Annotated in this window: 32 protein-coding genes; 1 reads left to right on the forward strand and 31 read right to left on the reverse strand. The window is 58.1% G+C overall.

The genetic code is table 11. The annotated features are described in order from the left end of the window. Positions 1–10: 10 nt before the first annotated feature. Positions 11–850, reverse strand: coding sequence for a fumarate hydratase (locus ACKXF9_RS01065; RefSeq protein ID WP_418265051.1), 840 nt, complete (start codon positions 848–850; stop codon positions 11–13). Between the two features lie 15 nt (positions 851–865). Beyond that, positions 866–2,038, reverse strand: a complete 1,173-nt coding sequence (locus ACKXF9_RS01070) for an NAD(P)-dependent malic enzyme (RefSeq protein WP_348584846.1) — start codon at positions 2,036–2,038, stop codon at positions 866–868. Positions 2,039–2,351: 313 nt separating this feature from the next. Here ACKXF9_RS01070 and ACKXF9_RS01075 point away from each other — a divergent pair, with 313 nt between their 5' ends. Then, positions 2,352–3,524 (forward strand): trigger factor, encoded by a 1,173-nt coding sequence (locus ACKXF9_RS01075; RefSeq protein ID WP_418265052.1) that lies wholly within the window; start codon positions 2,352–2,354, stop codon positions 3,522–3,524. 271 nt (positions 3,525–3,795) lie between these two features. On the opposite strand, the gene ACKXF9_RS01080 is transcribed toward ACKXF9_RS01075, so the two are convergent. The 29 genes from ACKXF9_RS01080 to rplE form a co-directional block, all read right to left on the reverse strand. Continuing rightward, positions 3,796–4,443: a hypothetical protein gene (locus ACKXF9_RS01080; RefSeq protein ID WP_418265053.1), complete on the reverse strand. Its 648-nt coding sequence runs from the start codon at positions 4,441–4,443 to the stop codon at positions 3,796–3,798. A gap of 164 nt (positions 4,444–4,607) precedes the next feature. Beyond that, positions 4,608–5,207 carry a CDP-diacylglycerol--glycerol-3-phosphate 3-phosphatidyltransferase gene (gene pgsA / locus ACKXF9_RS01085; protein WP_154256324.1) on the reverse strand — a complete coding sequence of 200 codons (600 nt, stop codon included), beginning with the start codon at positions 5,205–5,207 and terminating at the stop codon, positions 4,608–4,610. Between the two features lie 18 nt (positions 5,208–5,225). Beyond that, complete coding sequence (gene rimO / locus ACKXF9_RS01090) at positions 5,226–6,551, reverse strand: 30S ribosomal protein S12 methylthiotransferase RimO (protein WP_418265054.1); 1,326 nt, start codon at positions 6,549–6,551, stop codon at positions 5,226–5,228. A gap of 39 nt (positions 6,552–6,590) precedes the next feature. Then, a complete protein-coding gene (locus tag ACKXF9_RS01095; RefSeq protein ID WP_418265055.1) occupies positions 6,591–7,097 on the reverse strand; it encodes a regulatory protein RecX in 507 nt (168 codons plus the stop codon). After that, complete coding sequence (recA, locus tag ACKXF9_RS01100) at positions 7,098–8,282, reverse strand: recombinase RecA (RefSeq protein WP_418265056.1); 1,185 nt, start codon at positions 8,280–8,282, stop codon at positions 7,098–7,100. A 120-nt stretch (positions 8,283–8,402) separates the two neighbouring features. Further along, positions 8,403–9,374: a N5-glutamine methyltransferase family protein gene (locus ACKXF9_RS01105; protein WP_418265057.1), complete on the reverse strand. Its 972-nt coding sequence runs from the start codon at positions 9,372–9,374 to the stop codon at positions 8,403–8,405. Further along, positions 9,368–10,315: a DUF1385 domain-containing protein gene (locus ACKXF9_RS01110; protein ID WP_418265058.1), complete on the reverse strand. Its 948-nt coding sequence runs from the start codon at positions 10,313–10,315 to the stop codon at positions 9,368–9,370. The genes ACKXF9_RS01105 and ACKXF9_RS01110 overlap by 7 nt, the downstream gene beginning before the upstream one ends. A 111-nt stretch (positions 10,316–10,426) precedes the next feature. Beyond that, entirely contained in the window at positions 10,427–11,851 is a 1,425-nt protein-coding gene (locus ACKXF9_RS01115) for a sensor histidine kinase (RefSeq protein ID WP_339394969.1), read from the reverse strand. Between the two features lie 291 nt (positions 11,852–12,142). After that, on the reverse strand, positions 12,143–12,850 hold the full coding sequence (locus ACKXF9_RS01120) for a response regulator transcription factor (RefSeq protein WP_418265059.1): 708 nt from the start codon (positions 12,848–12,850) through the stop codon (positions 12,143–12,145). 18 nt (positions 12,851–12,868) lie between these two features. Then, a complete protein-coding gene (locus ACKXF9_RS01125; RefSeq protein WP_339394967.1) occupies positions 12,869–14,176 on the reverse strand; it encodes a hypothetical protein in 1,308 nt (435 codons plus the stop codon). A 239-nt stretch (positions 14,177–14,415) separates the two neighbouring features. Next, positions 14,416–14,757, reverse strand: coding sequence for a 50S ribosomal protein L17 (gene rplQ, locus ACKXF9_RS01130; protein ID WP_005921819.1), 342 nt, complete (start codon positions 14,755–14,757; stop codon positions 14,416–14,418). 23 nt (positions 14,758–14,780) lie between these two features. Continuing rightward, on the reverse strand, positions 14,781–15,740 hold the full coding sequence (locus ACKXF9_RS01135; RefSeq protein WP_249237478.1) for a DNA-directed RNA polymerase subunit alpha: 960 nt from the start codon (positions 15,738–15,740) through the stop codon (positions 14,781–14,783). A 113-nt stretch (positions 15,741–15,853) separates the two neighbouring features. Continuing rightward, the gene (gene rpsD, locus ACKXF9_RS01140) at positions 15,854–16,456 is read right to left on the reverse strand and encodes a 30S ribosomal protein S4 (protein WP_005937973.1); all 603 of its coding nucleotides are present in this window, start codon (positions 16,454–16,456) and stop codon (positions 15,854–15,856) included. Positions 16,457–16,476: 20 nt separating this feature from the next. Further along, positions 16,477–16,887, reverse strand: a complete 411-nt coding sequence (rpsK, locus tag ACKXF9_RS01145; protein ID WP_005934894.1) for a 30S ribosomal protein S11 — start codon at positions 16,885–16,887, stop codon at positions 16,477–16,479. A gap of 14 nt (positions 16,888–16,901) precedes the next feature. Beyond that, positions 16,902–17,273 (reverse strand): 30S ribosomal protein S13, encoded by a 372-nt coding sequence (rpsM, locus tag ACKXF9_RS01150; RefSeq protein WP_005937976.1) that lies wholly within the window; start codon positions 17,271–17,273, stop codon positions 16,902–16,904. A gap of 82 nt (positions 17,274–17,355) precedes the next feature. After that, the gene (gene rpmJ, locus ACKXF9_RS01155; RefSeq protein ID WP_005921832.1) at positions 17,356–17,469 is read right to left on the reverse strand and encodes a 50S ribosomal protein L36; all 114 of its coding nucleotides are present in this window, start codon (positions 17,467–17,469) and stop codon (positions 17,356–17,358) included. A gap of 35 nt (positions 17,470–17,504) precedes the next feature. After that, complete coding sequence (infA, locus tag ACKXF9_RS01160; RefSeq protein WP_005937979.1) at positions 17,505–17,756, reverse strand: translation initiation factor IF-1; 252 nt, start codon at positions 17,754–17,756, stop codon at positions 17,505–17,507. A 13-nt stretch (positions 17,757–17,769) separates the two neighbouring features. After that, complete coding sequence (locus ACKXF9_RS01165) at positions 17,770–18,021, reverse strand: hypothetical protein (protein ID WP_418265060.1); 252 nt, start codon at positions 18,019–18,021, stop codon at positions 17,770–17,772. Positions 18,022–18,645: 624 nt separating this feature from the next. Next, on the reverse strand, positions 18,646–19,437 hold the full coding sequence (map, locus tag ACKXF9_RS01170) for a type I methionyl aminopeptidase (protein WP_120120552.1): 792 nt from the start codon (positions 19,435–19,437) through the stop codon (positions 18,646–18,648). A gap of 2 nt (positions 19,438–19,439) precedes the next feature. Continuing rightward, positions 19,440–20,072 (reverse strand): adenylate kinase, encoded by a 633-nt coding sequence (locus tag ACKXF9_RS01175; protein WP_418265061.1) that lies wholly within the window; start codon positions 20,070–20,072, stop codon positions 19,440–19,442. Positions 20,073–20,205: 133 nt separating this feature from the next. Continuing rightward, positions 20,206–21,501 carry a preprotein translocase subunit SecY gene (secY, locus tag ACKXF9_RS01180; protein ID WP_249237480.1) on the reverse strand — a complete coding sequence of 432 codons (1,296 nt, stop codon included), beginning with the start codon at positions 21,499–21,501 and terminating at the stop codon, positions 20,206–20,208. 1 nt (position 21,502) lies between these two features. Next, positions 21,503–21,943 carry a 50S ribosomal protein L15 gene (gene rplO, locus ACKXF9_RS01185; RefSeq protein WP_005934902.1) on the reverse strand — a complete coding sequence of 147 codons (441 nt, stop codon included), beginning with the start codon at positions 21,941–21,943 and terminating at the stop codon, positions 21,503–21,505. A gap of 20 nt (positions 21,944–21,963) precedes the next feature. Beyond that, a complete protein-coding gene (gene rpmD, locus ACKXF9_RS01190) occupies positions 21,964–22,149 on the reverse strand; it encodes a 50S ribosomal protein L30 (protein WP_005934904.1) in 186 nt (61 codons plus the stop codon). Positions 22,150–22,163: 14 nt separating this feature from the next. Further along, positions 22,164–22,664 (reverse strand): 30S ribosomal protein S5, encoded by a 501-nt coding sequence (gene rpsE / locus ACKXF9_RS01195; protein WP_005937997.1) that lies wholly within the window; start codon positions 22,662–22,664, stop codon positions 22,164–22,166. A 19-nt stretch (positions 22,665–22,683) separates the two neighbouring features. Then, positions 22,684–23,043: a 50S ribosomal protein L18 gene (gene rplR / locus ACKXF9_RS01200; protein ID WP_005938000.1), complete on the reverse strand. Its 360-nt coding sequence runs from the start codon at positions 23,041–23,043 to the stop codon at positions 22,684–22,686. Between the two features lie 18 nt (positions 23,044–23,061). Then, positions 23,062–23,613 (reverse strand): 50S ribosomal protein L6, encoded by a 552-nt coding sequence (gene rplF, locus ACKXF9_RS01205; RefSeq protein ID WP_249237482.1) that lies wholly within the window; start codon positions 23,611–23,613, stop codon positions 23,062–23,064. A gap of 17 nt (positions 23,614–23,630) precedes the next feature. Then, positions 23,631–24,029: a 30S ribosomal protein S8 gene (gene rpsH / locus ACKXF9_RS01210; protein ID WP_005921861.1), complete on the reverse strand. Its 399-nt coding sequence runs from the start codon at positions 24,027–24,029 to the stop codon at positions 23,631–23,633. A 110-nt stretch (positions 24,030–24,139) separates the two neighbouring features. Continuing rightward, positions 24,140–24,325: a type Z 30S ribosomal protein S14 gene (locus ACKXF9_RS01215; protein ID WP_005921866.1), complete on the reverse strand. Its 186-nt coding sequence runs from the start codon at positions 24,323–24,325 to the stop codon at positions 24,140–24,142. Positions 24,326–24,342: 17 nt separating this feature from the next. Beyond that, positions 24,343–24,888, reverse strand: coding sequence for a 50S ribosomal protein L5 (gene rplE / locus ACKXF9_RS01220; RefSeq protein ID WP_005938011.1), 546 nt, complete (start codon positions 24,886–24,888; stop codon positions 24,343–24,345). Positions 24,889–24,892: the final 4 nt, after the last annotated feature.

Genomic DNA, 24,892 nt, shown 5'->3' on the forward strand with positions numbered 1-24,892 from the left:
TCTCCCCTCCTTACAGCTCCGCGCTGGCGCGGCGGGTCACATGGCAGGAAACATTCACAGCCACCGGCAGGCCTGCCACATGGGTAGGCATCTGCTCAATGGCAAGGCCCAGACAGGTGGTCCTGCCGCCAAAACCTTGCGGGCCGATGCCCAGCTCGTTGATGGCGGCCAGCAGCTCCTGCTCCAGCTGTGCGTAATAAGGGTCGGGGTTCGGGACATCCAGCGGGCGCAGCAGGGCCTTCTTTGCCAGATACGCTACCTTGTCAAAGCTGCCGCCCACGCCGATGCCCAGAACGATGGGCGGGCAGGGGTTGGAGCCTGCCAGCTTCACCGTGTCCAGCACGAACTTCTTGAAGCCCTCTACGCCGTCGGCGGGCTTGAGCATCTGGATTCGGCTCATGTTCTCGCTGCCAAAGCCCTTGGGTGCCACCGTGATGCGGCAGCCCTCGCCGTCCACCAGATGCACCGTGATGGCCGCCGGGGTGTTGTCGCCGGTGTTGCCCCGGCGCAGCGGGTCGGCTACGATGCTCTTGCGCAGATAGCCGTCGGTGTAGCCCCGGCGCACGCCCTCATGGATGGCGGCTTCAAAGCTGCCGTCGATGTGCACATCGGTACCCAGCTCCACGAACACGCAGGCCATGCCGGTGTCCTGACAGATGGGCAGGTCTTGCTCCTTGGCGGCGGAAAGGTTCGACCACAAAAGGTCGAGGGTATTCTTGGCCAGCGGCCACGGCTCTTCCTGCCGGGCCTTGTCCAGCGCTGCCTGCACGTCCTGCGGCAGGCGGGTGTTGGCTTCGATGCACAGCCGTGCAACGGTATCCGTGATCTCCTGTGCGGAAATGGTTCTCATAACCCTGTCCTCCGCTTACAGACGGGCCACGCCGGTCTCACGGGCAGCCTTTGCCACGGCGTTTGCCACAGCCTCGGCCACGCGGGGGTCGAACGCGCCGGGGATGATGTTCTCCTCGCTGCGGTCGGCATCGGTGATGAGGTCTGCAATGGCGTAGGCAGCAGCCAGCTTCATCTCATTGTTGATATCCCGGGCACGGACGCTGAGCGCGCCCTTGAACAGGCCGGGGAAGCACAGCACGTTGTTGACCTGATTGGGGAAGTCGCTGCGGCCGGTGGCCATCACCCGCACGCCGCCGGCCTTGGCCTCGTCCGGCATGATCTCCGGGGTGGGGTTGGCCATGGCAAAGACGATGGCGTCCTTGTTCATGGTCTTGCACAGCTCAGTGGTCAGGATGCCGGGCTTGGACACGCCGATGAACACATCGGCACCTTCCAGTGCCTCCTTCAGGCCGCCCTTGATCTGGCGGGGGTTAGTCACCTCGCCCAGCCAGTTCTTGTGGGCCTCGGCGCTGTTGCAGCCCTTGTACAGGGTGCCGAACTGATCCACTGCAATAATGTCCTTTGCGCCTGCGGTCATGAGCATCTTGATGATGGCGGTACCGGCAGCACCGGGGCCGTTCAGCACGATGTGCACATCCTCCATCTTCTTGCCCACCACACGCAGGGCGTTGATGAGGGCAGCAGTGACCACGATCGCGGTGCCGTGCTGGTCGTCGTGGAACACCGGGATGTCCAGCTCCCGCTCCAAGGTCTCCTCGATTTCAAAGCACTCGGGGCTCTTGATGTCCTCCAGATTGATGCCGCCAAAGGTGGGCGCAATGGCCTTGCAGGCAGCAATGACGCTGGCAGCGTCGTGGGCGTCGATGCAGATGGGGAAGGCGTCCACGCCGCCGAACTCCTTGAACAGCACCGCCTTACCCTCCATGACCGGCAGACCGGCCTCCGGGCCGATATCGCCCAGGCCCAGCACAGCCGTGCCGTTGGAAACGACCGCCACCATGTTGCCCTTGAAGGTGTACTTATACACGTCCTCGGGGTTTTCCTTGATCTTGCGGCAGGGCTCTGCCACGCCGGGGGTGTAGGCGGTGGACAGGTCGTCGCGGGTAGCGACCTCCACCTTGCTCACGATGCCCACCTTGCCTTTGTGGGTCTCGTGCATTTCCAGAGCTGCTTTATTGTAATCCATTTAAATTTCCTCCATTGCGGTTCGCATCCTCGCCCTCTCTCAGCGGAAAAGCCTCCCTCATTGAGGGAGGGGCCTTATGTTCCCGGGAAGGCTCACTTATTTTTATTGTAACAGAACCGCCTGCCCATTTCCACCGCTTTTGCCCATTTTTGCGCCCACAGGCAGGCAAAAGTGATACAAACCCGCCGCAGGATTTGTGGAAATTTTGCAAAAAACTTTTCTTTTGCCGTCAGAACGTATATAATGGATGGGAGTCTATTCCGGTTTTACGGCCCGAGCATCCTGCGGGCCGATTTTTATGGAGGTATTTCTTTTGAAAAACAACACCAAAAAGCTCCTGTGCATCCTGCTGGCCCTTGCCGCAGTGGTGTGCATCATCGTTGCCTGCTTCACGCTGAGCAGGCGCAAACAGACCGACAGTGCATCTTCCGGCAGTGCATCTTCCACTGCTGCGTCTGTCTCACAGTTTGGTTCTGTGGCCGACTTCGACTACGAGACCTTTGATTACAGCGATGGTCTGGACGAAAACGGCTATTGGAGCGGCATCAAAGCGCTGGACTATGTGACCCTGCCGGAGGACTTCGGCTCCATCGCCCTGAAGGAGAGCGACCTGACCCCCACCGAAGATGAGCTGCAGCAGCAGATGGACAGCCTGCTGAACCAGTACACCACCTCCCAGCCCGTTACCGGCCGTGCCGCCCAGAGCGGGGATGTTGCCAACATCGATTACACCGGCACCGTGGACGGTGTGGCCTTTACCGGCGGCACTGCCACCGGCTACGACCTGACGCTGGGCAGCGGTTCCTTCATCGATGGCTTTGAGGACCAGATCATCGGCCACAATGTGGGCGATACCTTTGATGTGACCGTCACCTTCCCGGACGGCTACGGCGATTCTACCGACGCTGAGGGCAACACGATCACCCTCAGCGGCAAGGAAGCCGTGTTCAGCGTGACCCTGAACTCCCTTTCCGAGAACGTAATCCCCGAGCTGACCGATGAATGGGTGGAGTCCAACTTTGGTGTCAGCGACGATTTGCACACCGCCGACCAGCTGCGCAGCTACTTCAACGATGCACTGTATGCCAACAACTACGACAATGCCATCGTGGACTACCTGATGGCCAATTCCACCTTCAAGGAGCTGCCTGCCGAGATCACCAGCTACTACATCCGCATGTTCCTGAACTACTACAACCAGTACGCCACCGCCTACAGCATGGATCTGAACGCCTTTGCCCAGACGCAGGGCTACACCAGTGCGGATGCCATGCTGGCCGCTTCGGATGCCTATTTTGAGCATCTGGCAAAGCAGGATCTGATCTTTCAGGCCGTGGCCGAAGCCAAGAGCCTTGCTCCCACGCAGGAAGAACTGGACGACGCCAACAGCACCTATGCCGACACCTACGGTGAGAACCGTGCGCACCTGAACGCCCTGCAGTCCTGTGTGCTGGACTGGCTGGAAGAGAATTCCACCGTAGCGTAAAAACACAAGAACCATTTAGAATGCCCTCCGCTCCGCTCTGGGCATATTCAGAGGATAATTTATCTTTCATTTGCAGCTCCGAAAAGCCTGCGGGCTTTTCGGAGCTGCTTTTTCACAGGAAGGGCCGGAACTTTCAGATGCTGTTTTTCTTTGCAGCCTCTTCTGTGAAAATGCAATACCGGACAGACCGCAGTCTGTCCGGTATTGCTCTAATAAAAAATAGTATTTCCGCTATTTATGCCCAGAGCGAAGCGGAGGGTATTTCAAATCGTCAAGCGTTCTCTTTCTTTCCGCCGTTCAGCTTCCAGAGCAGCCATGCATAGAAGTAATTCATCAGCAGGATGGCAATGCACCACAGCACCGATGCCTGCACGCTCTGGTCATACACCTTCATAAAGGGATACGGCCCATCCACCACGCGCTGGATGTTCAGCCACAAAATAATGCCGCCATACAGCACCGTGGGCAGCAGCGCCCACTTGACCGTACTGCGTGGCAGGCGCGGTGTGCGCTCCAGCAGCACAAAGGAGAAGATGGCCGCCAGCGGGTTGAGCAGATGATGGTACAGCATGGAGCTGGTGCACAGCATGATGTACCAGCCGTTTCCGTCCTCATACATGGGGCCCAGCACGAACACCACCGTGAGAAAGGTCAGGGTCAGGCAGCAGGTGGCGATATACTTGAGGGTGTGCAGCCAGCGCGGCAGCTCTTTTCCGGTAAAGATGCACACCAGCTGGCCCACCGCCACCATGGCGCAGATGCAGGCCGAAAGGATGTTGGAATCCTCCGTGTAGAAAATGAACATCTGCTCTTTGCCCCAATCCCAGCTCATGGGCAGGGCAATGGGCTCCACCCAGACGATGAACAGGTTCAGCACGATGGAGAGCAGGCGGCGCGCCGTATCAGCAAATTTTTTCATGATATTTTCCTGATAGCAAAACCCTCTCCGTCAGTGCGGACGCATTGCCACCTCTCCTGAAGGGCGAGGTTTTGGCTGCAGAGATAAATTTCTCCGTTTTTGCCAAAGCTCCCCCTTTCGGGGGAGCTGGCAATGCCGCAAGGCATTGACTGAGAGGGTTCTTTTTATTTTGCGGTGTTGATGAAGCTGCGGTTGTCCCACAGGTACTTGATGCCGGAAATGGCCGTCACGGCAGCCACCAGCCAGCACAGCACCACCGAGGCTCCCACAACCATGACCGTGGCATCCCAGGACACATTCGCCGCAATCGCCATGCCAAAGAAGTAGAAGATGATGCTCAGCATCTGCAGCACGGTCTTCACCTTGCCCCACATGTTGGCAGCGATTACCTTGCCGTCCTTGGCGCCGGCAGCCACCATGCGCAGGCCGGACACGGCAAATTCGCGGGCCAGAATGATGCACAGCACCACCGGGCTGCACACGCCGTCCCGCATCATGTAGATGAAGGCCACGGTGGTCAGCAGCTTGTCGGCCAGCGGGTCGGCAAACTTGCCGAAATCGGTCACCATGTTCCACTTGCGGGCCAGATGGCCGTCCAGAAAATCAGTAAAGCTGGCGGCAGCAAAGACGATGCCTGCGATCAGGTAATACATCGGCTGGAAGGAGCCATCCGCGATGCCGCTCAGACCGGTCAGGGACGCAAAGATCATGAACACGGGCACCAGCAGGATGCGGGTCAGGGTAAGCTTATTGGGCAGATTCATACAGATTCCTCCAATTTGTTATTTTGCAACAGTGCCATACAGATCGTAAAGGTCGCTGTCGTCCACCAGCACATCGTAGAACTGGCCGGGATACAGCGGTTCCTCGCTGGAAACGCACACATTGCCGTCCACCTCAGGGGCGTCGCCGGTAGTGCGGCACAGATACAGGCCGCTCTCCTCGTCGATGCCGTCACAAAGCACATGCACGGTCTGGCCCACCTTTTCGGCCTGCTTCTGGGCCATGATGCCGGTCTGGATCTGCATCACCAGTTCGGCGCGCCTGTCCTTGGTCTCCTGATCGATCTGGCCGTCCATCTTGGCAGCAACGGTGTTCTCCTCGGCCGAGTAGGCAAAGCAGCCCAGACGGTCGAACTGCACTTCCTTGACGAAATTGCACAGATCCTCGAACTGCTCCTCAGTCTCGCCGGGGAAGCCTGCGATCAGGGTGGTGCGCAGGGTGATGCCGGGGATCTCGCGGCGCAGCTTGCCGATCACCTCCAGCAGCTCGGCGCGGTTGGAACGGCGGTTCATATTCTTAAGGATGGTATCATTGCAGTGCTGGATGGGCAGGTCAAGGTAAGGCACCACCTTCTCATTGCGCTTCATGGCGGCAATGAACTCGTCCGTGATGCGCTCCGGGTAAGCGTACATAATGCGGATCCACTCGAGGCCCGGCACCTTGTTCAGCTTATCCAGCAGCTCGCAGATGCTGCCGGGCTTGCCCCAGTCCTCGCCGTAGGCGGTGGGGTCCTGTGCGACCACGATCAGCTCTTTCACGCCCTCACCGGCCAGCCAGCGGGCTTCGGCCACGCAGTCGGCCATATCGCGGCTGTGCAGCGGGCCGCGGATGCCGGGGATGGCGCAGTAGTGGCAGCGGTTGTTGCAGCCCTCTGCAATTTTTAAGTACGCATAGTGGGCGGGCGTGCCGATGACACGCTTGCCGCCCAGCGGAAAGTCCTTTTTGGCACCGTAGCTTTCCAGATGATCCTCACCATGGAACAGGCGGTCCACGATGGTGTCGATGGCTTTATTGGAAGCGCAGCCCACCACCGCGTCCACCTCGGGGATCTCTTCCTCAATCTGGCTGCGGTAGCGCTCGGCAAGACAGCCGGTGACGATGACCTTCAGCTCCGGGTTCTGCTGCTTGTAGGAGCAGGCTTCCAGAATGTTTTCAATGGCTTCGGTCTTGGCGCTCTCGATAAAGCCGCAGGTGTTCACAAGGATCACATCTGCTTCGGCCAGATCTGCCACGGTCTCGTGGCCGGCAGACAGCAGGATGTGCACCATCACATCCAGATCGACCTGATTTTTAGGGCAGCCAAGGGAGATACATGCAATTTTCATAGGGGGTGATACTCTCTTTCTCTTTTGAGGGGGTGCTTTTTATTCTTCCGCTCTTTTTATCGCTTCTTTTATGACCGAATACGCAAAGCCGCGGCGCTGCAGGGCGGCCACCACAAGGTCGCGCCGGCCATCGGCCAGCTTTTTCATATAGCGGCTGCGCACCAGCGCGGCGGCGGCTTCCAGTTCCGGGCTTTCGCCGTCCTCATCCGGGGCATAGACGCTTTCCAGTGCCTGCTCGATCTGCGTACCGGAAAGGCCCTTCTGCCGCAGGTTCTGGGCCGCCGCACGGCGGCTCTTGCGGGCAGCAAGCAGGCTATGGGCACGGGCCTCGGCATAGCGGTCATCGTTTACGTAATCCCGCTCCACCATTTCTGCCACGGCCGCAGCCGCCGCCTGCTCCGTAAAGCCATAGCACAACCGCTCATACAGCTGGGCCGAGGACATCTCCCGCGAGGCCAGCGCATCCAGTGCGCGGGCGCGGGCCTTGGCCGGATCGGCACACTTTTCCTCTTCCGGTCTTGGGCGGCGGCGTTTATAAAAGGACATTTAATCCTCCACCATGATATCCAACTCGCTCTCGCTGCTGCGGGCAGGTGCTTTGACCACCGGCTCCTTAGCGTCCTTTGCCGCTTCTGCAGGCTCTTCGGCCTTGGAAGAAGCATTCTTGCCTGCCGGGCGGCGGGAAGCGTACAGCTTGTCGGCATTGGCGCGGATCTGGCCCTCGATGTCGTTTGCGATCTCGGGATTGTCCTTCAGGAACTGCTTTGCGTTGTCGCGGCCCTGACCCAGACGGATATCGCCATAGTTGAACCATGCGCCGCTCTTCTGCACGATGCCCAGCTTTACGCCCACATCGATGAGCTCGCTCATCTTGGAGATGCCCTCGCCGAACATGATATCGAACTCTGCCTCACGGAACGGAGGTGCCACCTTATTCTTGACGATCTTTGCGCGGGTGTGGTTGCCGATGAACTGGCCGGAAGAGTCCTTCAGACCCTCCACGCGGCGGATGTCGATGCGCACCGAGGCGTAATATTTCAGGGCGCGGCCGCCGGTGGTGACCTCCGGGTTGCCGTACATCACGCCCACTTTTTCACGCAGCTGGTTGATGAAGACGCAGACCGTGTTGGTCTTGCCGATGACCGAAGTCAGCTTGCGCATGGCCTGACTCATCAGGCGGGCCTGCAGGCCCACATGGCTGTCGCCCATTTCGCCCTCGATCTCAGCCCTCGGCACCATGGCGGCAACCGAGTCCACCACGATGGCATCGATGGCACCGGAGCGCACCAGTGCTTCGCAGATCTCCATGGCCTGCTCGCCGGTGTCCGGCTGGCTGACCAAGAGATTATTGATGTCCACGCCCAGCGCTTCGGCATAGGTGGGGTCCAGTGCGTGCTCTACGTCAATGAAGGCCACTTCGCCGCCCTGCTTCTGGGCTTCGGCCAGAATGTGCAGAGCCAGCGTGGTCTTACCACTGGATTCCGGGCCGTACACCTCAATGATGCGTCCGCGGGGCACACCGCCCACGCCCAGAGCCAGATCCAGACCCAGACTGCCGGTGGAAATGGCATCCACCTGCATGGAGGCGTTGTCGCCCAGCTTCATCACGGCACCCTTGCCGAACTGCTTTTCGATCTGGGCCAGCGCAGTGGCCAGTGCGTCCTTTTTTGCCTCCGGCTCGGTCTTTTTGGTGGCCGGGACAACGGTGTTGTTGTTCTGATTTTTCGCCATAGCGTGCTGCTCCTTTTCTTCCTGCTGCCCGCCGTGCGCGGGCTGTCCGTATACCTTCCAGTATAGTATACCACAAAATCAAAATATTACAACAAGAAGTTGTTTGCTTTTTTCGTTTGATCAGCCGGGTCTGCGGGCGATCATGCACCGGTCGTTGCCGCCAAAATCCTTGCGGCACGCAATGTCTGCCCAGCCGTTTGCAGCCAGCAGTGCCGTCACAGCTTCCCTCTGCTGCCAGCCGATCTCCAGCACCAATGCTCCGCCGGGCCGCAGCAGCTTCTGGTAATGCTGTGCAAGGGCACGGTAAAACACAAGGCCGTCCTCCCCCGCTTCCAGCGCCATGGCCGGTTCCTGTGCCACCTCCGGCTGCAGGTGCCGCATCTCCTCGGCGGTGAGGTAGGGCGGGTTGGACACGATGAGGTCAAGCTCCCCTTCCGGTGCACTTTTCCAGTAGGTGAACAGATCCCCCTGCACCGGCTCCACCGCATAGGCCGGCTTTGCCTTTGCGCGCAGGGCATTCAGTGCCGGGCCCCAGTCAAAGGCCGGTGCAGCCTCCTGCTCAAAGGCAGCAGGCTCCAGCAAGTCCTCCGTCTGCCCGCCCTGCCCTTTCAGGGCACAGCGGCAGTTCTTTTCCAGATAAACAAAGGCTTCCGGGCTTTTTTCCACGCAGGTCACCTGCGCCGCCGGGCAGAAGCGCTTGACGCCCAGCCCCAGACAGCCGGTCCCCGCGCAGAGATCCAGCACCCGGGGCGCGGCAATGCCCGTCAGGGTATTGGCAGCCGCTTCCGCTACCACCTCGGTGTCTGCACGGGGGCAGAGCACGCCGGGGCCAACGGCAAGGTCAAAATCCAGAAAGCTCCAGATCCCGCACAGGTATTGCAGCGGTTCCCGCTGCTCACGGCGCGTGCAGAGGTTTTCCAGCTTTTCCGCTTCCTCCGTGGTCAGCACCCGGTCGGAAAGGCGGGCATCCCGTCCGGACGCCGCACGGAACAGCTCCCGTGCATCGTAATCCGCATCCGGACAGCCTGCGGCGGCAAGCCGCGCCTCCACCCTGCGCACCGCTTCCCGCGGAGACAGACCTGCACTTACCATTTGCCATCCTCCGGGTCCTCGGGCAGCACAGGGGTCACGGCGGCAATGGCCACCTCGATCATGCTGTCGTCCGGTTCAAACACGGTCAGGTGCTGCACCCAGATGCCGGGTTGGCGGATGATGCGGGTGGCGATGTTGTCCGACCGGCCGCACCATTTGAGCAGCTCGTAGCTGATGCCCATGACCACCGGCAGCAGCAGCAGCTTGAACAGCACCCGCAGGCCGATGCTGCCCCAGGGCAGAACGCTGTACAGAAACACGCTGACGATGACCACCAGAATGAGAAAACTGGTGCCGCAGCGGGGATGGAAGCGGGTGTATTTGCGCACATTCTCCACGGTCAGCGCGTCACCGGCCTCATAGCAGGCAATGGTCTTGTGCTCGGCACCGTGGTACTCGAACACCCGGTGGATCTCCTTCATTCTGGAAATACCCGCCATATAGGTCAGGAAGATAGCGACCTTGAGCACCGCTTCCAGCACCACCTTGGCCCAGCGGCCCAATGTTACAAAGTGGTTCACGCCGCCCACGATGAGGGTGGGCAGCACCGTAAAGAGCAGGATCGCCAGCAGGCCGCCCACCACAGCGGCGCAGGCCAGCAGGGCATCCTCAGCCTTCTGACCGAAATGCTCTCCCACCCATTTTTCAAAGGCGGTCTCCTCTTCCTCGGGGTCGTAGTCGTCCCCCATGCTCACCTGAGCGGAGTACATCATGTAGCGGTAGCCCACGATCAGGCTTTCGATCATGGAGATGGCACCGCGCACAAGCGGGATCTTGGTCCACACGCCATGGTTCTTCACGGGGTCGAGTTTGGTCTCAATGGTGCCGTCCGGCTTGCGCACCGCGCAGCAGATGAGCTTTGGGCCGCGCATCATAATGCCTTCCATCAGTGCCTGACCGCCCACACTGGTCTTGAAACGTTCCTTTTTTGGTTGATTCATTGGGTTCTCCTATCGGATCATATTTTTCCCGGTCATTTTACCACATAATTGTGACAAAATCTGTATCTGCAAAGCACAAAAAGCCGCCGGTGTGCAATGTTTATGCAGGCTTTATACCTTATGGTACAGCGGCAGGCCCAGCGTGACCACCGTACCCCGGCCCAGCGTGCTCTTGATGTCCATGGTGCCGTCCAGCGCCGTCATGATGGAATCCACCAGCGCAAGGCCGATGCCGCTGCCCCGCACCGAGTTGCTGCCCTTGTAGAACTTGGTCTTGACGTTTTCCAGATCTTCCGGCGGGATGCCGCGGCCCTGATCGATGATCTCCACAAAGGCCTTGTACTCCCCTGCCCACAGCTTGACCGTGATGCGACCGCCGGGCGCTGAATATTTGATGGCATTGTCCATGATATTGATGAACACCTGCCGCAGACGATCCGGGTCTGCATAGACCGGGATCATTTCCTCCGGCTCCGTGTAGCTGAGGATGAGTCCCTCCCGCTGGATCCGTGCCTCACAGAAGAGCACTGCATCGGTCAGCTCTGCCACAAGGTCCAGCGGACGGCAGTCCATGCGGATGCGGCCGTTCTGCAGGCGGCTGAAGTCCAGCAGCTCTTCCACCATGTTGTACAGGCGTCCGGTCTCGTTGTTGATGATCTCAAGGCCCTTGCGGTAGTTTTCATCCGCCGGGTCATCCAGTGTGCGCAGGGTCTCCACCCAGCCCCGGATGGAGGTGAGCGGGGTACGCAGCTCGTGGGACACCGAACTGATGAATTCATTCTTCATCTTCTCGGTCTCTTCCAGACCTTCCGCCATCTGGTTGATGGTACCGCGCAGGCGGTCCACCTCGTCCCGCTCGTCGCCGGTGACCGGCAGGCGCACGTCCAGCTCACCCCGGGCGATGCTGGCTGCGGTGCGCTCCACCTGACCCAGCGGCACCACGATGCTGCGGATGAAGTACAGGCCGGACATCACGGTGAAGGCAAGGATCACCGCCGCGATCACAACACTTACCGCGATGGCGTTCTTGATCTGCGCTCCCACAAGGGTCAGGCTGGTGACAAGACGCATCGCCGCCACATCTTCGGCGGCATAGGGCACCAGATAGCAGGCCGCCATCACCAGCTCGCCGGACTGGGTGCGGTAGACTGCCACGCCAAGACCATCGGAAGCCTCCTGCGCCTGCTCAAAGTCGGTTCCGGTCACAATGCCGTCCGCGCTCGTGCCGCTGGAAGACGCAATGACCCCGCCATAGCTGTCCAGCAGCATGAATTCATATTTATCCTTGTCGGCAAACTGCTCCACCATGCGGCGCAGCGCCATGCTGCGGATCGATGCGGTGCTCTGCACGGTGTCGCCGGTGTACATTTTCAGCTGGCCGGATACCGAGGAGAACCGCCGGTACATGGTCTGCTGAACGCTGTTATAATAGCTGCGTGTGTAGTTGTACAGGAACATGGTTTCGGCCAGCAGCACCAGCAGCACAGTGATGAGCAGGCTGCCCCCCAGCCATCGACGGGTAATCCCGCTTCGCATGACGTTCTCCTCCTTTCAAACGATTTAGAATTGTCTCCGCTTCGCTCTAACAATATCAGCGGAAATATTATTTTTATATTTGTAAATTAGAAAAATCTGCGGATTTTTCTAATTTACTTTTTCACGGAAGAGGTCGTAACTGGAAAATGGATTTTATTTGCGGGACGACAGGTAATTTTTCTGAGGACCGTCCGCTGGGGTGGGACCCTGTTGCCGCAGGCAATAGGGCGGGCGATGGAATGGCCCGATTCGTGTCCGAAGAGAAATCTACCCGTTGGCCCGCCCTCGCGGTTATTCCTCCCAACGATAACCGTATCCCCACACAGTGAGGATATGGGCGGGCTTGCTGGGTTCGTCCTCCACCTTCATACGCAGGCGGCGGATGTTCACATCCACGATCTTCACGTCACCAAAGTAATTTTCGCCCCACACGCCCTTCAGGATCTTCTCGCGCACCAGCGCGATGCCGGGATTGCGGAAAAACAGCTCCATGATCTGGAATTCCACCTGTGTCAGCTCGATGGGCTGGCCTGCCTTGAGCAGCACACGGCGGTTCTCGTCCAGCACAAATTCGCCGCTGGTGAGCATTCCCAGCGAGCTGGACTTTTCCTTTTCGTCCCCGCCTGCCGTGCGGCTGACGCGGCGGCAGAGCGCTTCCACCCGGGCCAGCAGCTCGCTGACGCTGAAGGGCTTGGTCATATAGTCGTCTGCGCCGATGGACAGGCCGCGGATCTTATCCTGTTCCTGTCCCTTGGCACTGAGGATGATGATGCCGATCTTCTGGTCGGTGCGGCGGATGGTCTCGCACAGCGAGAAGCCGTTCATGCCCGGCAGCATCACATCCAGGATGGCCGCATCGCAGCCCGGTTTCTGCTCCAGCAGAGGCAGAGCCGCCTCGGCGCTCTCGGCTTCCACCGCCTCCATGCCTGCAAGACGCAGGTTCAGCGCGATCATTTCGCGGATATTGGCTTCATCTTCTACCACAAGCACTCGTACCATGAACTGTTCCTCCGTTCCTTAATTGAGCAGATGCAGCGCCTTGGACAGGCGGTAGTTCTTATCGCTGATTTCCACATCCGGGGCAAGCTTTGCCTGCATCTGGCGGGACGCCACGATGCCAAGGCGGGTCCAGCCCTTCAGGCTGGATGTGGTGCGCACCAGACGCAGGGTCATTACCAGCTCATCCTCATCCACCGTGCGCAGCTCCACGGCGCCGTCGTATTGTTCGCTGTCGGTAAGCTTCAGGTTGCCCTCCCACTCCATGGGCAGTTCGATATAACAGTTGGTCTCCTCGTCCAGCAGGCCGAAGCTTTTTTCCGGATTCGGGCTGGTATAATCCATCCAGACGATAAAGTCCATGCGGCGGCTCTGGCTCATGTTCAAAAGGCCGGCCTCATCGGGCTGGGTAGGGATCTCCACAATGCCGTCGCCGTCCAGATCCTGACTGACCAGACTGGGCACATTGCGCAGGGATGCGGTGTAAAGCTTTTCGGTGCTGATCTGGTCGGCGGGCACCATCTGCTGCGTGTCCTCGTCAAAGTACAGCAGCACCGACGCCAGATTGTTGCCGGAAATGCCGGTCCAGCCATCCAGCACCAGATAGTGCCTGCCGTCCGCGCCCACGCCTGCCGCCACCGAGGCGCAGCCCGAGAAGCGATCGGCAGAAAGGCCCATGACTGCTACCTGCTGGAAGGAGCCCTCCTTATCTACGGTCAGCAGCTCGATCTGCACGCCGCCGTCCTCCAGCGTGGACATCAGGATCAGGTCCTGACTGCCCCCGCCGGTGATATCCTCTACCAGATACTGCTGATACTGCTGTTCCAGAATGGTGGAAAGTTCTCCGTCTGTGTAGGAATACACCGCCAGATAGTGGTCGCCCTGTGCGGCCACATAGCCCACCACCAGCTGGCTGGCATCGCCCGGCTGCAGCTGCGCAAGGCCCACAGAATCCACCGTGTCGGCAAGGCCCTCCGCGTTCTGGCGCACCTGCCACATTCCATCGCGGCCCTTTTGCAGGATCGCGACGCAGACATTGGAGCTCTGGGCCGTGGTATAAAGCACCGCCGCATCCTGCTGGCCGTCACCGTCCAGATCATGGATGAGGAACGGCGAAAGCAGGTCGCCCTGCATGGGGTACTTGAGCTGTGCGCTCTCCCCCAGCCAGTCGTTCAGCGCCGTCTGCACATCGCCGTAATCACCCGAGAGCTTGGGTGCACGCAGAAGCTCTTCCACCTGCACCTGTTCGCCCGGCATACTGCAGCCTGCAAGGCACAGGCACAGCAGGGTGCACAGCAGCCACCGGCAGAACCGTTTGGAATGTTTCAACTGCCGCACCTCCTCTGTGTGGAAAATCCGTTCCGGTCAAACGGCAAAATTATGCTATTGTCAGTATACCACGGGGCGGGCGCAATGCCAACACCTGAAAACACGAAAGAGAAGGATTTAAAATGTGCCCTGTGTGGGAAGCGTTCTTTGAAGTGCCGCTATAAATGGGGCTAAACAAAAAAGTCCCTTCCCATTTCTGGGAAAGGACTTTAAAAACGGCTGTAAACAGTCAGAGCAGATCAGACGAGCTCCAGAACTGCCATCTCAGCAGCGTCGCCGCGGCGAGCGCCGATCTTGATGATGCGGGTGTAGCCGCCGTTGCGGTCAGCGTACTTGGGGCTGATCTCATCAAACAGCTTCTTTGCAACATCTTCCTTGGTGATGTAGGCATAAACCTGACGCTTGGTGTGCAGGTCGCTTGCCTTGCCAAGGCTGATCATCTTCTCGGCCATGGAACGAACGTCCTTAGCGCGAGTGACAGTGGTCTCAATCTTGCCATTCTCTAACAGGTAGGTAACCATAGCGCGCATCATAGCGTTGCGGCTGTCGCTGGTTCTACCGAGCTTTCTGGTACCGGGCATCCCGTTTCACTCCTTAATTATTTTTAGTTGTCATCATCCGTGTTCAGCTTGAAGCCCAGGGAGTCCAGCTTTGCCATGACTTCTTCCAGGCTCTTGCGGCCGAGGTTACGAACCTTCATCATTTCGTCCTCGCTCTTGCTGACCAGATCTTCCACCGTGTTGATACCGGCACGCTTCAGGCAGTTGAAGGAACGCACGCTCAGATCCAGCTCTTCAATGGTCATCTCCAGAGCCTTCTCCTTGTCGTCGTTGGTCTTTTCCACCATGATCTCGGTGCCAGCGGCCTCATCGGACAGGTTGACGAACAGGTTCAGGTGCTCGGTCAGCACGCGGGCTGCCAGAGAAACGGCTTCCTGCGCATTGATCGTGCCATCGGTCCAAACCTCGATGGTCAGCTTGTCGTAATCGATTGCCTGGCCAACACGGGTGCTCTCGACGTTATAATTCACCTTGAGCACGGGGGTGTAAATGCTGTCAACGGGAAGAGTGTTGATATCGTTCTTCTCGATGATAGCCTGTTTGTTGCGCTCTGCGGGCACATAGCCGCGGCCCTTATCGAAGGTCAGCTCCATGACGAGCTTGCCGCCCTCGCCCAGGGTTGCGATGTGCCACTCAGGGTTCAGAATTTCGATGTCATCGCCCTGCTTGATGTTGTCAGCGGTGACCTCACAGGGGCCGACTGCCTCAACACGCACTGTCTTCGGACCATCGGTGTACAGCTTTGCAGCGATACCCTTCAGGTTCAGGACAATTTCGGTAACGTCTTCCTTGACGCCCTCAATGGTGGAGAACTCGTGAACCACGCCATCAATCTTGACGCTGGTCACGGCGACACCGGGCAGAGAGGAAAGAAGCACACGACGCAGGCTATTGCCCAGTGTGATGCCAAAGCCACGCTCCAGCGGTTCTGCCACGAATTTACCGTAGCGGCCGTCCGGGGACAGGCTTGCCGTTTCGATTTTGGGACGTTCAATCTCCATCATATCTATGCCCTCCTTGTCAAACCGGCGCTGCCGCCGGCCCATTATTAAATTCTTTCAAAGAAAAGAATGCGAAAGACAGCCATCCAGTCGGAAGGCCGATCCTTCTTAATGGATTACTTGGAGTACAGCTCGACGATGAGGTGCTCTGCAACTTCGTAGTCGATGTCGCTGCGCTCGGGCAGCTTTGCAACGACGCCCTTCAGGGAACCGGTCTCACGGTTCAGCCATGCGGGCAGAGCAACAACGGGAGCCTCGGGGCCGGTCAGCTTTGCAAACTTTGCAGAGCTGCGGCTGGACTCGCGCACTTCGATCACGTCGCCGGCCTTCACCTGGTAAGAGGGGATGTTGACCTTCTTGCCGTTGACGGTGAAGTGAGCGTGAGACACCAGCTGGCGGGCGTCGCGGCGGGTCTGAGCAAAGCCCAGACGGAACACGACGTTGTCCAGACGGCACTCCATGATCTGCAGCAGGTTCTCACCGGTCTTGCCGGGGCGAGCCTCTGCACGCAGGTAAGCGTTGTGGAACTGCTTCTCCAGAACGCCGTAGATAAACTTGACCTTCTGCTTCTCCTTCAGCTGAGATGCGTACTCAGACTGCTTCTTGCGCATATTGCCATTGGAGTTGCGGGTGGTATTCTTCTTTGCATAGCCCATGACCGCAGGAGAAATGCCCAGGGCCTTGCAACGCTTTGCGATAGGCTGCGTATTCTTTGCCATAATTCAATTTCCTCCTTCGATCAGACACGACGGCGCTTCGGGGGACGGCAGCCATTGTGGGGGATGGGAGTCACGTCCTTGATCAGGGTGACTTCCAGGCCGGTAGCCTGCAGCGCACGAATAGCGGACTCACGGCCAGCGCCGGGGCCCTTGACGTAGACCTCAACGGTCTTCATGCCATGCTCGATAGCAACCTTAGCTGCGGTCTCAGCAGCAGACTGGGCTGCAAACGGAGTGCTCTTGCGGCTGCCGCGGAAGTTCAGGGAGCCGGAGGAGCACCAGGACACTGCATTACCCTGCAGGTCGGTGATGGTGACAACAGTATTGTTGAAGGTAGACTGGATATGAGCCTGACCAGCAGCAATGTTCTTGCGCTCTTTGCGCTTCATGCGGACATTAGCGCCCTTCTTGGCATTATTTGCACTTGCCATTTCTCAAATCCTCCTTACTTCTTCTTGTTAGCGACAGTGCGCTTGGGACCCTTGCAGGTACGTGCATTGGTCTTGGTACGCTGGCCGCGGCAGGGCAGATTCTTGCGATGGCGGGTGCCACGGAAGGACTGGATCTCAACCAGGCGCTTGATGTCCAGAGCAACGTTGCGGCGCAGGTCGCCCTCAACGATGATGTTAGCCTGATCGATGTAGTCACGGATCTTAGCCTCTTCTTCCAGAGTCAGGTCCTTGACGCGGGTATCGGGGTTGATGCCAGTTGCTTCCAGGATCTTGTTAGCAGTGGTCTGGCCGATACCATAAACGTAGGTGAGACCCACCTGAACGCGCTTCTCGCGGGGCAGGTCAACGCCGGCAATACGTGCCATAGTAGTTTCCTCCAAAAATCATCCCATGTCAGTGTCGGGGTCTGCGCCGGGACTCTACGCACTTGACCCCCAGGCGCCCGAATTAGCCCTGGCGCTGCTTATGCTTGGGGTTCTGGCAGATGACCATCACGCGGCCTTTGCGGCGGATGACCTTGCACTTTTCGCAGATGGGTTTCACGGAAGGCTTGACCTTCATGATGTTGAACCTCCTTTTGGTTGATACCCTGGTGCTTATTTGGAGCGCCAGGTGATGCGGCCCTTAGAAAGATCATAGGGCGACATTTCCACGGTTACCTTGTCCCCGGGCAGGATACGGATGAAATTGGTCCGCAGCTTGCCGGAGATGTGCGCTAAGAGGATATGGCCGCTGGGAGTGAGCTTCCCGGTGTTCTTATCCTCGCTCAACATTTCCACCTTAAAGATGGCGTTGGGCATGGCTTCACGCACAATGCCTTCGATCTCGATAACGTCTTCCTTAGACAAGCTATTTGCCTCCTCATTGGATCTGCTCAGTTTGTCGTTGAACCTGGGCCAGCGCCTTCGCTCCAAAGCCCTGAAAGCACTGCATCCTTCGTGCCTGCGCCCGATTTTCAGCAGCTTGCCGCTTCAGTGTTCCTTTGCTCCGGTGCCGGTCCACAGACGGACAGGCGGCGATGATCGCCACATACTTCATCTTTCGCGGCACAAAATCCGCAAAACGGGCAGAAAATCCCTGTCCGCCGAGGAAGTATCTGGCTTCCACAGCCATTTATAGATTATACACCTTTTGTTGTCAATTTGCAAGAGCTTTTTTCCGTATTTCCGATAAAAAATTCTTTTGATTCAAAAGCAGCTCTCCCCCGCTCCCGCCTTCGGTTTTCTCCACCGCGGAGATGAAACTTTTTCACGAAAAGTTGTCGTAATTGCACAAATTGCAGGAGTGGAGAGGGAAAAGAGCCATCTGCTGTTCCTCAGCAGACAGTCTTTTCCGGCAAATAAAACGATTTAAAATGCCCTCCGCTGTGCTTTGGGCATAGTCAGAGGAAGTATTATTTTAAATTTCGGGATATCGGAACGCCTGCGGGCGTTCCGATATCCCATTTTCATGGGAGAGGTCGTAGAGGGAGACGACATTTGCAGCGCCGCTTTCTGCGAAAGCGCGGCGCTGCGGAGAAAGCTTCTACCAGCCTTCAGCAGGCTGAGCCCTCTCAGGCGCGGGAGCGGGAGCGGACTGAGAGGGTTTGCCGTCCCCTTTGGGGAAATTAGCAAAGCCGACAGGCCTTGACTGAGAGAGCAAGCCTGCTAACCAAAAAAGCAGCTGCGACAAGAATACTCCATACGCAAAAGGAGCCGCTGCACATGGTTCCATGCAGCGGCTCCTTTTTATGATTGCTTACTTCAGGCTGAACTTTTCCGGGTCAAAGTCCGGGTCATCCCAGAAGCGGGTCATGATCTCGGTGTGATCCTTCAGGATCGCATTGGAGTGCTCAAAGTGCGCAGCCAGACCACCGTCCTTGGTCTTGACGGTCCAGCCGTCCTTGGACTGGGTGATCTTGCAGTCGTACTGGCAGATCATGGGCTCAATGGCAATGGTCATGCCGGGCACAAGGCGCGGGCCGCGGCCCTGATGGCCGTAATTGGGCACTTCCGGATCCTCGTGCAGCTCACGGCCGGTGCCGTGACCCACGAACTCCCGGACGACCGAGAAACCGGCGTCCTCGCAGTAGCTCTGCACGGCATAGCCGATGTCGCCGATGCGGTTGCCGGCCACAGCCTGCTCGATGCCCTTATACAGAGCAGCCTTGGTCACGTCCAGCAGACGCTGTGCTTCCAGATCGACCTTACCCACCGCATAGGTGCAGGCATTGTCGCCGTTGAAGCCATCGATCTTTGCACCGGTGTCGATGCTGACGATGTCACCGGGGCGGATGACGATGTCATGCGAAGGGATACCGTGGATAACGGTATCGTTCAGGCTGATGCAGGCCGTGCCCGGAAAGCCATACAGACCCTTGAAATTGGGGGTGCCGCCGTGCTTCACGATGAAGTCGTAGATCAGCTTATCCAATTCCCATGTGGTCATACCTGCTTCGATATGCTCACCGCCGTACTTCAGGGCAGCTGCGCTCAGGGCATTTGCCTTGCGCATGCCGTCCAGCTCTTTCGCATTTTTGATTTGAATCACGATTATGCCTCCAAAGCCTTCATGACTTCAGCCGTGGTCTCCTCGATGGAGGGGCAGAACTTGATCTCTGCCAGCTTGCCGCGGGTACGGTAGAACTCCACCAGCGGCTCGGTCTGCTCATGATATGCTTTCAGGCGATCCAGCACGGTGGCAGGCTGGTCGTCCTTGCGGATGACGGTCTTGCCGCCGCACAGGTCGCACACACCCTCGACCTTGCTCTTCTTGTTGACGATGTGGTAGCTTGCGCCGCACTTCTCGCAGACGCGGCGGCCGCTCATGCGGTCAACGATCACATTGTCCTCGACCTGCAGCTCCAGCACCTTGTCGATGCGGATGCCCATGGTCTCGATGGCCTCGGCCTGAGCGATGGTGCGAGGCACACCGTCCAGAATGAAGCCGTTTGCGCAGTCCGGCTGAGCCAGACGCTCTTTCAGGATGCCGATGATGACCTCATCGGGCACCAGTGCACCGGCGTCCATAAAGCTCTTAGCCTTCAGGCCCATTTCGGTGCCATCCTTGACAGCAGCGCGCAGGATGTTGCCGGTGCTGATGGAGGGGATGTTCAGCTTGGCGCAGATGATCTCGGCCTGCGTGCCCTTACCGGCACCAGGTGCGCCCAACAGGATCAGGTTCATAGGAGTTCTCCTTTCATTTATAAAGGAACTTTCTTTTGGGTTCGAGCCAACAAACAGCTCAAACGTAAAAAAGCACTGAAAGTTCGAGCGTACTCTCCTTTCCAGTGCTTTCTCACATCTTAATTATTGTGGATCAACCAAGGAAGCCCTTGTGGTTGCGCATCGTCATGAAGCTGTCGAGGCTGCGGGTGGTATCAAGTGCCACACCAACCACGATCAGCAGGCTGGTACCGCCCAGCTGGATGCTCATACCGGTCAGGTTGCCCAGAATGATCGGCAGCACAGCCACCGCAGCCAAGAAGATGGCACCGATGAGGGTGATCTTGTTCAGGGTGCGGGTGATGAAATCGCTGGTCGGCTTGCCGGGACGGAAGCCGGGGATCGAGCCGTTGTTACGGCGCAGATTGTTGGCGATCTCAACAGGGTTGTACTGGATGGCCACATAGAAGTAGTTGAATGCCAGGATCAGCAGCAGGTAGATTACAACATACAGCCAGGAGGTGTAGTTGAAGGTGTGGAAGAATGCATACCACACCGGGTGTGCCTGCTGGTCGATCTGCAGGAAGCTACCGATGGTGCCCGGGATGGACACCAGAGCCGAAGCGAAGATGATGGGCATGACGCCGCTCATGTTCAGCTTCAGGGGCAGATAGCTGTTCTGACCGCCCATCTGCTTGCGGCCTACCACACGCTTTGCGTACTGAATGGTGATGCGGCGCTCTGCGTTGGTCATGACGACCACGAAGACCACAGCCACCAGTGCCAGCACGATCAGCAGCGGCAGGAAGAAGTAGTACTGGGGCTTGCCGGACGCTGCCTGGGTCAGCAGACCCTTGACAGAGGTGTACAGCGAAGACCAGTTGGAGACGATCGAAGCAAAGATGATGAGCGAGACACCGTTGCCGATGCCCTTGTCATCGATCTGCTCACCGCACCATGTGATCAGCTGTGCGCCGGCCACAAAGGTTGCGATGATGACGATGGCGGCAAAGATGCCGGCACCGCCGGAAACGTACTTCAGTGCGCCCATATTGCGGATCACGAAGTAGTAGCCGATGCTCATAATCAGAGCGACCACAGCACCTGCGTACCGGTTGATCTGCTGCAGCTTCTGCTGGCCGTCGGCTTCCTTTGCCATGTTTTCCAGCGCGGGGATCGCCACGGTGAGCAGCTGCACAATAATGGAGGCGTTGATATAGGGTGTCACACCTAACGCGAAGAGCGTGCAACGAGCCAGTGCACCGCCGCTCATCATGTTCAGATAAGAGAGCATGTCGCCGTTTGCGAACATCTGCGTCAGCGCAGAGCCGGAAACGAACGGAACGGGGATGGCACAGCCCAGACGGTACACCACGAGGATCGCCAGCGTGAACAGGAGACGATTTTTAAGCTCGGGGATCTTCCATGCGTTACGGAATGTTTGGAACACCTTACATCACCTCAGCCTTTCCGCCTGCCTTCTCGATTTTCTCTTTGGCAGAAGCGGAATAGGCTGCGGCCTTCACGGTCAGAGCCTTGGTCAGCTCGCCGTTGCCCAGAACCTTAACGCCGTCCAGAGTCTTCTTGACCAGACCCTTTGCCTTCAGAGCCTCGGTATCGACGACATCGCCGGCATTGAAAGCAGCTTCCAGATCAGCCACGTTGACGATGGCGTACTGGGTAGCAAAGATGTTGTTAAAGCCAACCTTGGGCAGGCGGCGTGCCAGAGGCATCTGGCCGCCCTCGAAACCAGCGTGCTTCACGCCGGAACGGGCCTTCTGGCCCTTGCTGCCGAAGCCGGCAGTCTTGCCATTGCCGGAGCCAATGCCGCGGCCCTTGCGGGTCACAGCCTTGTTTGCGCCGGGAATCGCGTGCAATTCATGAAGTTTCATTATGCGTATACCCCCTGCTATTAGGCTTCGGTGACGCTGAGCATAAAGCCGATCTTTGCGATCTTGCCCTGCGTAGCGGCATTGTCAGGCTGAACGGTAACGTCGCCCGGCTTCTTCAGGCCCAGAGCCTCAGCGGTAGCGATCTGCTTAGCGCCGCGGCCAATCAGGCTCTTCTTCAGCTCGATCTTGAGCATCTTATCTGCCATGGTTTGTTACCTCCTTAACCCAGAATTTCTTTCACGGTCTTGCCGCGCTTCTCAGCGACAGACTCAGCGCTGACCAGGCCGCACAGACCTGCGAAGGTAGCAGAAACAACGTTGATGGGGTTGTTGGAACGCATAGACTTCGCACGGATGTCCTTGATGCCAGCTGCCTCAATGACGGCACGCACAGGGCCGCCGGCGATCATACCGGTACCAGGTGCAGCCGGCTTGAGCAGAACGGCGCCTGCGCCGTACTTGCCGACGATCTCATGGGGGATGGTGGTGCCCTTCAGGGCAACCTTGTGCATGTTCTTCTTAGCAGCAGCTTCGCCCTTGCGGATTGCCTCAGGCACTTCGCCGGACTTGCCGATGCCGTAACCGATGGTGCCCTTGCCGTCGCCCACGACAACCAGAGCGGCAAACTTCATGATGCGGCCGCCCTTGACAGTCTTGGAAACGCGGTTGATGGAGACAACCTTGGTGATCATGCCGTCGTCTTCACGGTTTCTCATAGCCATAATGTGTTTCCTCCTCTCATTACAGCTTCAGGCCGCCCTCACGGGCGCCATCAGCCAGGGCCTTAACACGGCCATGATAAACGTAGCCACCACGGTCGAACACGACCTCGGTGATGCCCTTTTCCAGAGCCTTTGCTGCGATCTTCTTGCCGATCTCAGCAGCGGCCTCGACGTTGCCGCCGTTGCCGTTGAAGTCCTTGTCCATAGTAGAAGCCGACACCAGAGTCACGCCCTGCTCATCATCGATGATCTGAGCGTAAATGTGCTTGGCGGAGCGGAAAACATCCAGGCGAGGACGTGCTGCGGTGCCGCTGATCTTGTTACGAACGCGGCGATGACGACGAAGACGAGCTTCGTTCTTGTCGATCTGCTTAACCATTGTCTTTCACTCCTTACCTTATTTCTTGCCCTTGCCGGCCTTGCCTTCTTTGTGCTTGACAACCTCGCCCTCGTAGCGGATGCCCTTGCCCTTGTAAGGCTCAGGCGGCTTCTTGGCGCGGATCTCGGCAGCATACTGGCCGACCTTCTGCTTGTCAATACCGGTAACGGTGAAGTGGTTGGGGTCCTGCCACACGATGGTGCAGTCCTCAGTATCAGGGATGTTCACCTGATGAGAGAAGCCCAGGTTCATGACCAGGTTGGAGCCCTGCTTCTGGCAGCGCAGGCCGACGCCCACGATCTCCAGCTTCTTCTCGTAGCCGTTCACAACACCGTTCACCATGTTGGCGATGTTGGTACGGGTCAGGCCGTGCAGGCTGCGGGCCTGGGGTTCGTCATTGGGGCGGGTAACCAGAACTTCATTGCCCTCGACCTTGACGGTCATCAGGGGATGATAGTTGGAATTCAGGCTGCCCTTGGGGCCCTTGACGGCAACCTGGTGTGCTGCCTCATCGACAGTAACAGTGACGCCGGCAGGAATGACGATGGGTTTTCTTCCAATTCTCGACATTGTCTTTTACCCCTTTCTTACCACACGTAGGCCAGGACTTCGCCGCCGACGTGCTCAGCGCGTGCAGCCTTATCAGTCATGATGCCCTTAGAGGTGGAAATGATTGCAGTGCCCAAGCCCTTCATGACCTTGGGCATATCCTCGCAGTTGGTGTAGATGCGCAGGCCGGGCTTGGACACGCGGCGCAGACCAGCGATAACGGGCTCGCCGTTAGCCTGATACTTCAGGGTGACAACGATGGTGCCCTGAACGGTGTCGTTCTTGACCTGCATGCCCTTGATGTAGCCCTCGTCAACCAGAATCTGGCAGATAGCCTTCTTCATGTTGGAAGCGGGGATCTCCACAGAAGGGTGTTTGGCAGTGCTAGCGTTGCGGATGCGAGTCAGCAGGTCCGCGATAGGATCAGTAATCTGCATTTGCCACTAACCTCCTTAGATTAGCTCTCGTTTGTTTTATAATGATACCGCCCCGAAACATCGTTGCCCCGGGGCGGATATCCGACAAATTATCCGGCCCTCTGGCTTGATTACCAGGAAGCCTTCTTCACGCCCGGGATCTCGCCCTTGTAGGCCAGCTCACGGAAGCACACACGGCACACGCCGTACTTGCGCAGCACGGAGTGGGGACGGCCGCAGATGCGGCAGCGGGTGTATGCACGGGTAGAGAACTTAGCAGGACGAGACTGCTTCAGCTTCATAGACAGTTTAGCCATTGTAGAAATCTCCTCCCTTAGTTGTTCTCTGCGAACGGAGCGCCCAGAGCCTTCAGCAGCTCCTTGCCCTCTTCGTCAGTCTTGGCAGTGGTGACAAAGCAGACATCCATGCCGCGGACTGCATCGACCTTCTCGAAGTCGATCTCGGGGAAGATGATCTGCTCCTTGATGCCGCATGCAAAGTTGCCGCGGCCATCAAAACCGTTGCCGTTGATGCCGCGGAAGTCGCGGACACGGGGCAGTGCGATGTTGAAGAAGCGATCGACGAACTCATACATACGCTCACCGCGCAGGGTGACCTTGCAGCCGATGGGAGTGCCCTGGCGCAGCTTGAAGTTAGCAACGCTCTTCTTGGCACGGCAGACGACTGCCTTCTGGCCAGTGATCTGGCCCAGATCCTTCATGACAGCTTCCAGGATCTTCTCGTTGTCCTTGGCTTCGCCGCAGGCAACGTTGATGACGACCTTGTCCAGCTTGGGGATCTGCATAACGCTCTTGTAACCGAACTTGGAGTTCAGAGCAGGAGCAATTTCATTGACATACTGTTCTTTCAAACGAGCCATTGTT

Origin of the sequence: Faecalibacterium sp. 9, assembly GCF_048320955.1 — a bacterium.
Lineage (GTDB): Bacteria > Bacillota > Clostridia > Oscillospirales > Ruminococcaceae > Faecalibacterium > Faecalibacterium wellingii.

Excerpts from the sequence above, each read along its gene's own strand:
- ACKXF9_RS01065 (WP_418265051.1), bottom strand. The coding sequence starts at position 850 with ATGAGAACCATTTCCGCACAGGAGATCACGGATACCGTTGCACGGCTG.
- ACKXF9_RS01070 (WP_348584846.1), bottom strand. The coding sequence starts at position 2,038 with ATGGATTACAATAAAGCAGCTCTGGAAATGCACGAGACCCACAAAGGC.
- ACKXF9_RS01080 (WP_418265053.1), bottom strand. The coding sequence starts at position 4,443 with ATGAAAAAATTTGCTGATACGGCGCGCCGCCTGCTCTCCATCGTGCTG.
- pgsA (WP_154256324.1), bottom strand. The coding sequence starts at position 5,207 with ATGAATCTGCCCAATAAGCTTACCCTGACCCGCATCCTGCTGGTGCCC.
- rimO (WP_418265054.1), bottom strand. The coding sequence starts at position 6,551 with ATGAAAATTGCATGTATCTCCCTTGGCTGCCCTAAAAATCAGGTCGAT.
- ACKXF9_RS01095 (WP_418265055.1), bottom strand. The coding sequence starts at position 7,097 with ATGTCCTTTTATAAACGCCGCCGCCCAAGACCGGAAGAGGAAAAGTGT.
- recA (WP_418265056.1), bottom strand. The coding sequence starts at position 8,282 with ATGGCGAAAAATCAGAACAACAACACCGTTGTCCCGGCCACCAAAAAG.
- ACKXF9_RS01105 (WP_418265057.1), bottom strand. The coding sequence starts at position 9,374 with ATGGTAAGTGCAGGTCTGTCTCCGCGGGAAGCGGTGCGCAGGGTGGAG.
- ACKXF9_RS01110 (WP_418265058.1), bottom strand. The coding sequence starts at position 10,315 with ATGAATCAACCAAAAAAGGAACGTTTCAAGACCAGTGTGGGCGGTCAG.
- ACKXF9_RS01115 (WP_339394969.1), bottom strand. The coding sequence starts at position 11,851 with ATGCGAAGCGGGATTACCCGTCGATGGCTGGGGGGCAGCCTGCTCATC.
- ACKXF9_RS01120 (WP_418265059.1), bottom strand. The coding sequence starts at position 12,850 with ATGGTACGAGTGCTTGTGGTAGAAGATGAAGCCAATATCCGCGAAATG.
- rplQ (WP_005921819.1), bottom strand. The coding sequence starts at position 14,757 with ATGCCCGGTACCAGAAAGCTCGGTAGAACCAGCGACAGCCGCAACGCT.
- ACKXF9_RS01135 (WP_249237478.1), bottom strand. The coding sequence starts at position 15,740 with ATGATGGAGATTGAACGTCCCAAAATCGAAACGGCAAGCCTGTCCCCG.
- rpsD (WP_005937973.1), bottom strand. The coding sequence starts at position 16,456 with ATGGCAAAGAATACGCAGCCTATCGCAAAGCGTTGCAAGGCCCTGGGC.
- rpsK (WP_005934894.1), bottom strand. The coding sequence starts at position 16,887 with ATGGCAAGTGCAAATAATGCCAAGAAGGGCGCTAATGTCCGCATGAAG.
- rpsM (WP_005937976.1), bottom strand. The coding sequence starts at position 17,273 with ATGGCACGTATTGCCGGCGTTGACCTGCCCCGCGAGAAGCGCGTTCAG.
- rpmJ (WP_005921832.1), bottom strand. The coding sequence starts at position 17,469 with ATGAAGGTCAAGCCTTCCGTGAAACCCATCTGCGAAAAGTGCAAGGTC.
- ACKXF9_RS01165 (WP_418265060.1), bottom strand. The coding sequence starts at position 18,021 with ATGGCTGTGGAAGCCAGATACTTCCTCGGCGGACAGGGATTTTCTGCC.
- ACKXF9_RS01175 (WP_418265061.1), bottom strand. The coding sequence starts at position 20,072 with ATGAACCTGATCCTGTTGGGCGCACCTGGTGCCGGTAAGGGCACGCAG.
- rplO (WP_005934902.1), bottom strand. The coding sequence starts at position 21,943 with ATGAAACTTCATGAATTGCACGCGATTCCCGGCGCAAACAAGGCTGTG.
- rpmD (WP_005934904.1), bottom strand. The coding sequence starts at position 22,149 with ATGGCAGATAAGATGCTCAAGATCGAGCTGAAGAAGAGCCTGATTGGC.
- rpsE (WP_005937997.1), bottom strand. The coding sequence starts at position 22,664 with ATGGCTATGAGAAACCGTGAAGACGACGGCATGATCACCAAGGTTGTC.
- rplR (WP_005938000.1), bottom strand. The coding sequence starts at position 23,043 with ATGGTTAAGCAGATCGACAAGAACGAAGCTCGTCTTCGTCGTCATCGC.
- rplF (WP_249237482.1), bottom strand. The coding sequence starts at position 23,613 with ATGTCGAGAATTGGAAGAAAACCCATCGTCATTCCTGCCGGCGTCACT.
- rpsH (WP_005921861.1), bottom strand. The coding sequence starts at position 24,029 with ATGCAGATTACTGATCCTATCGCGGACCTGCTGACTCGCATCCGCAAC.
- ACKXF9_RS01215 (WP_005921866.1), bottom strand. The coding sequence starts at position 24,325 with ATGGCTAAACTGTCTATGAAGCTGAAGCAGTCTCGTCCTGCTAAGTTC.
- rplE (WP_005938011.1), bottom strand. The coding sequence starts at position 24,888 with ATGGCTCGTTTGAAAGAACAGTATGTCAATGAAATTGCTCCTGCTCTG.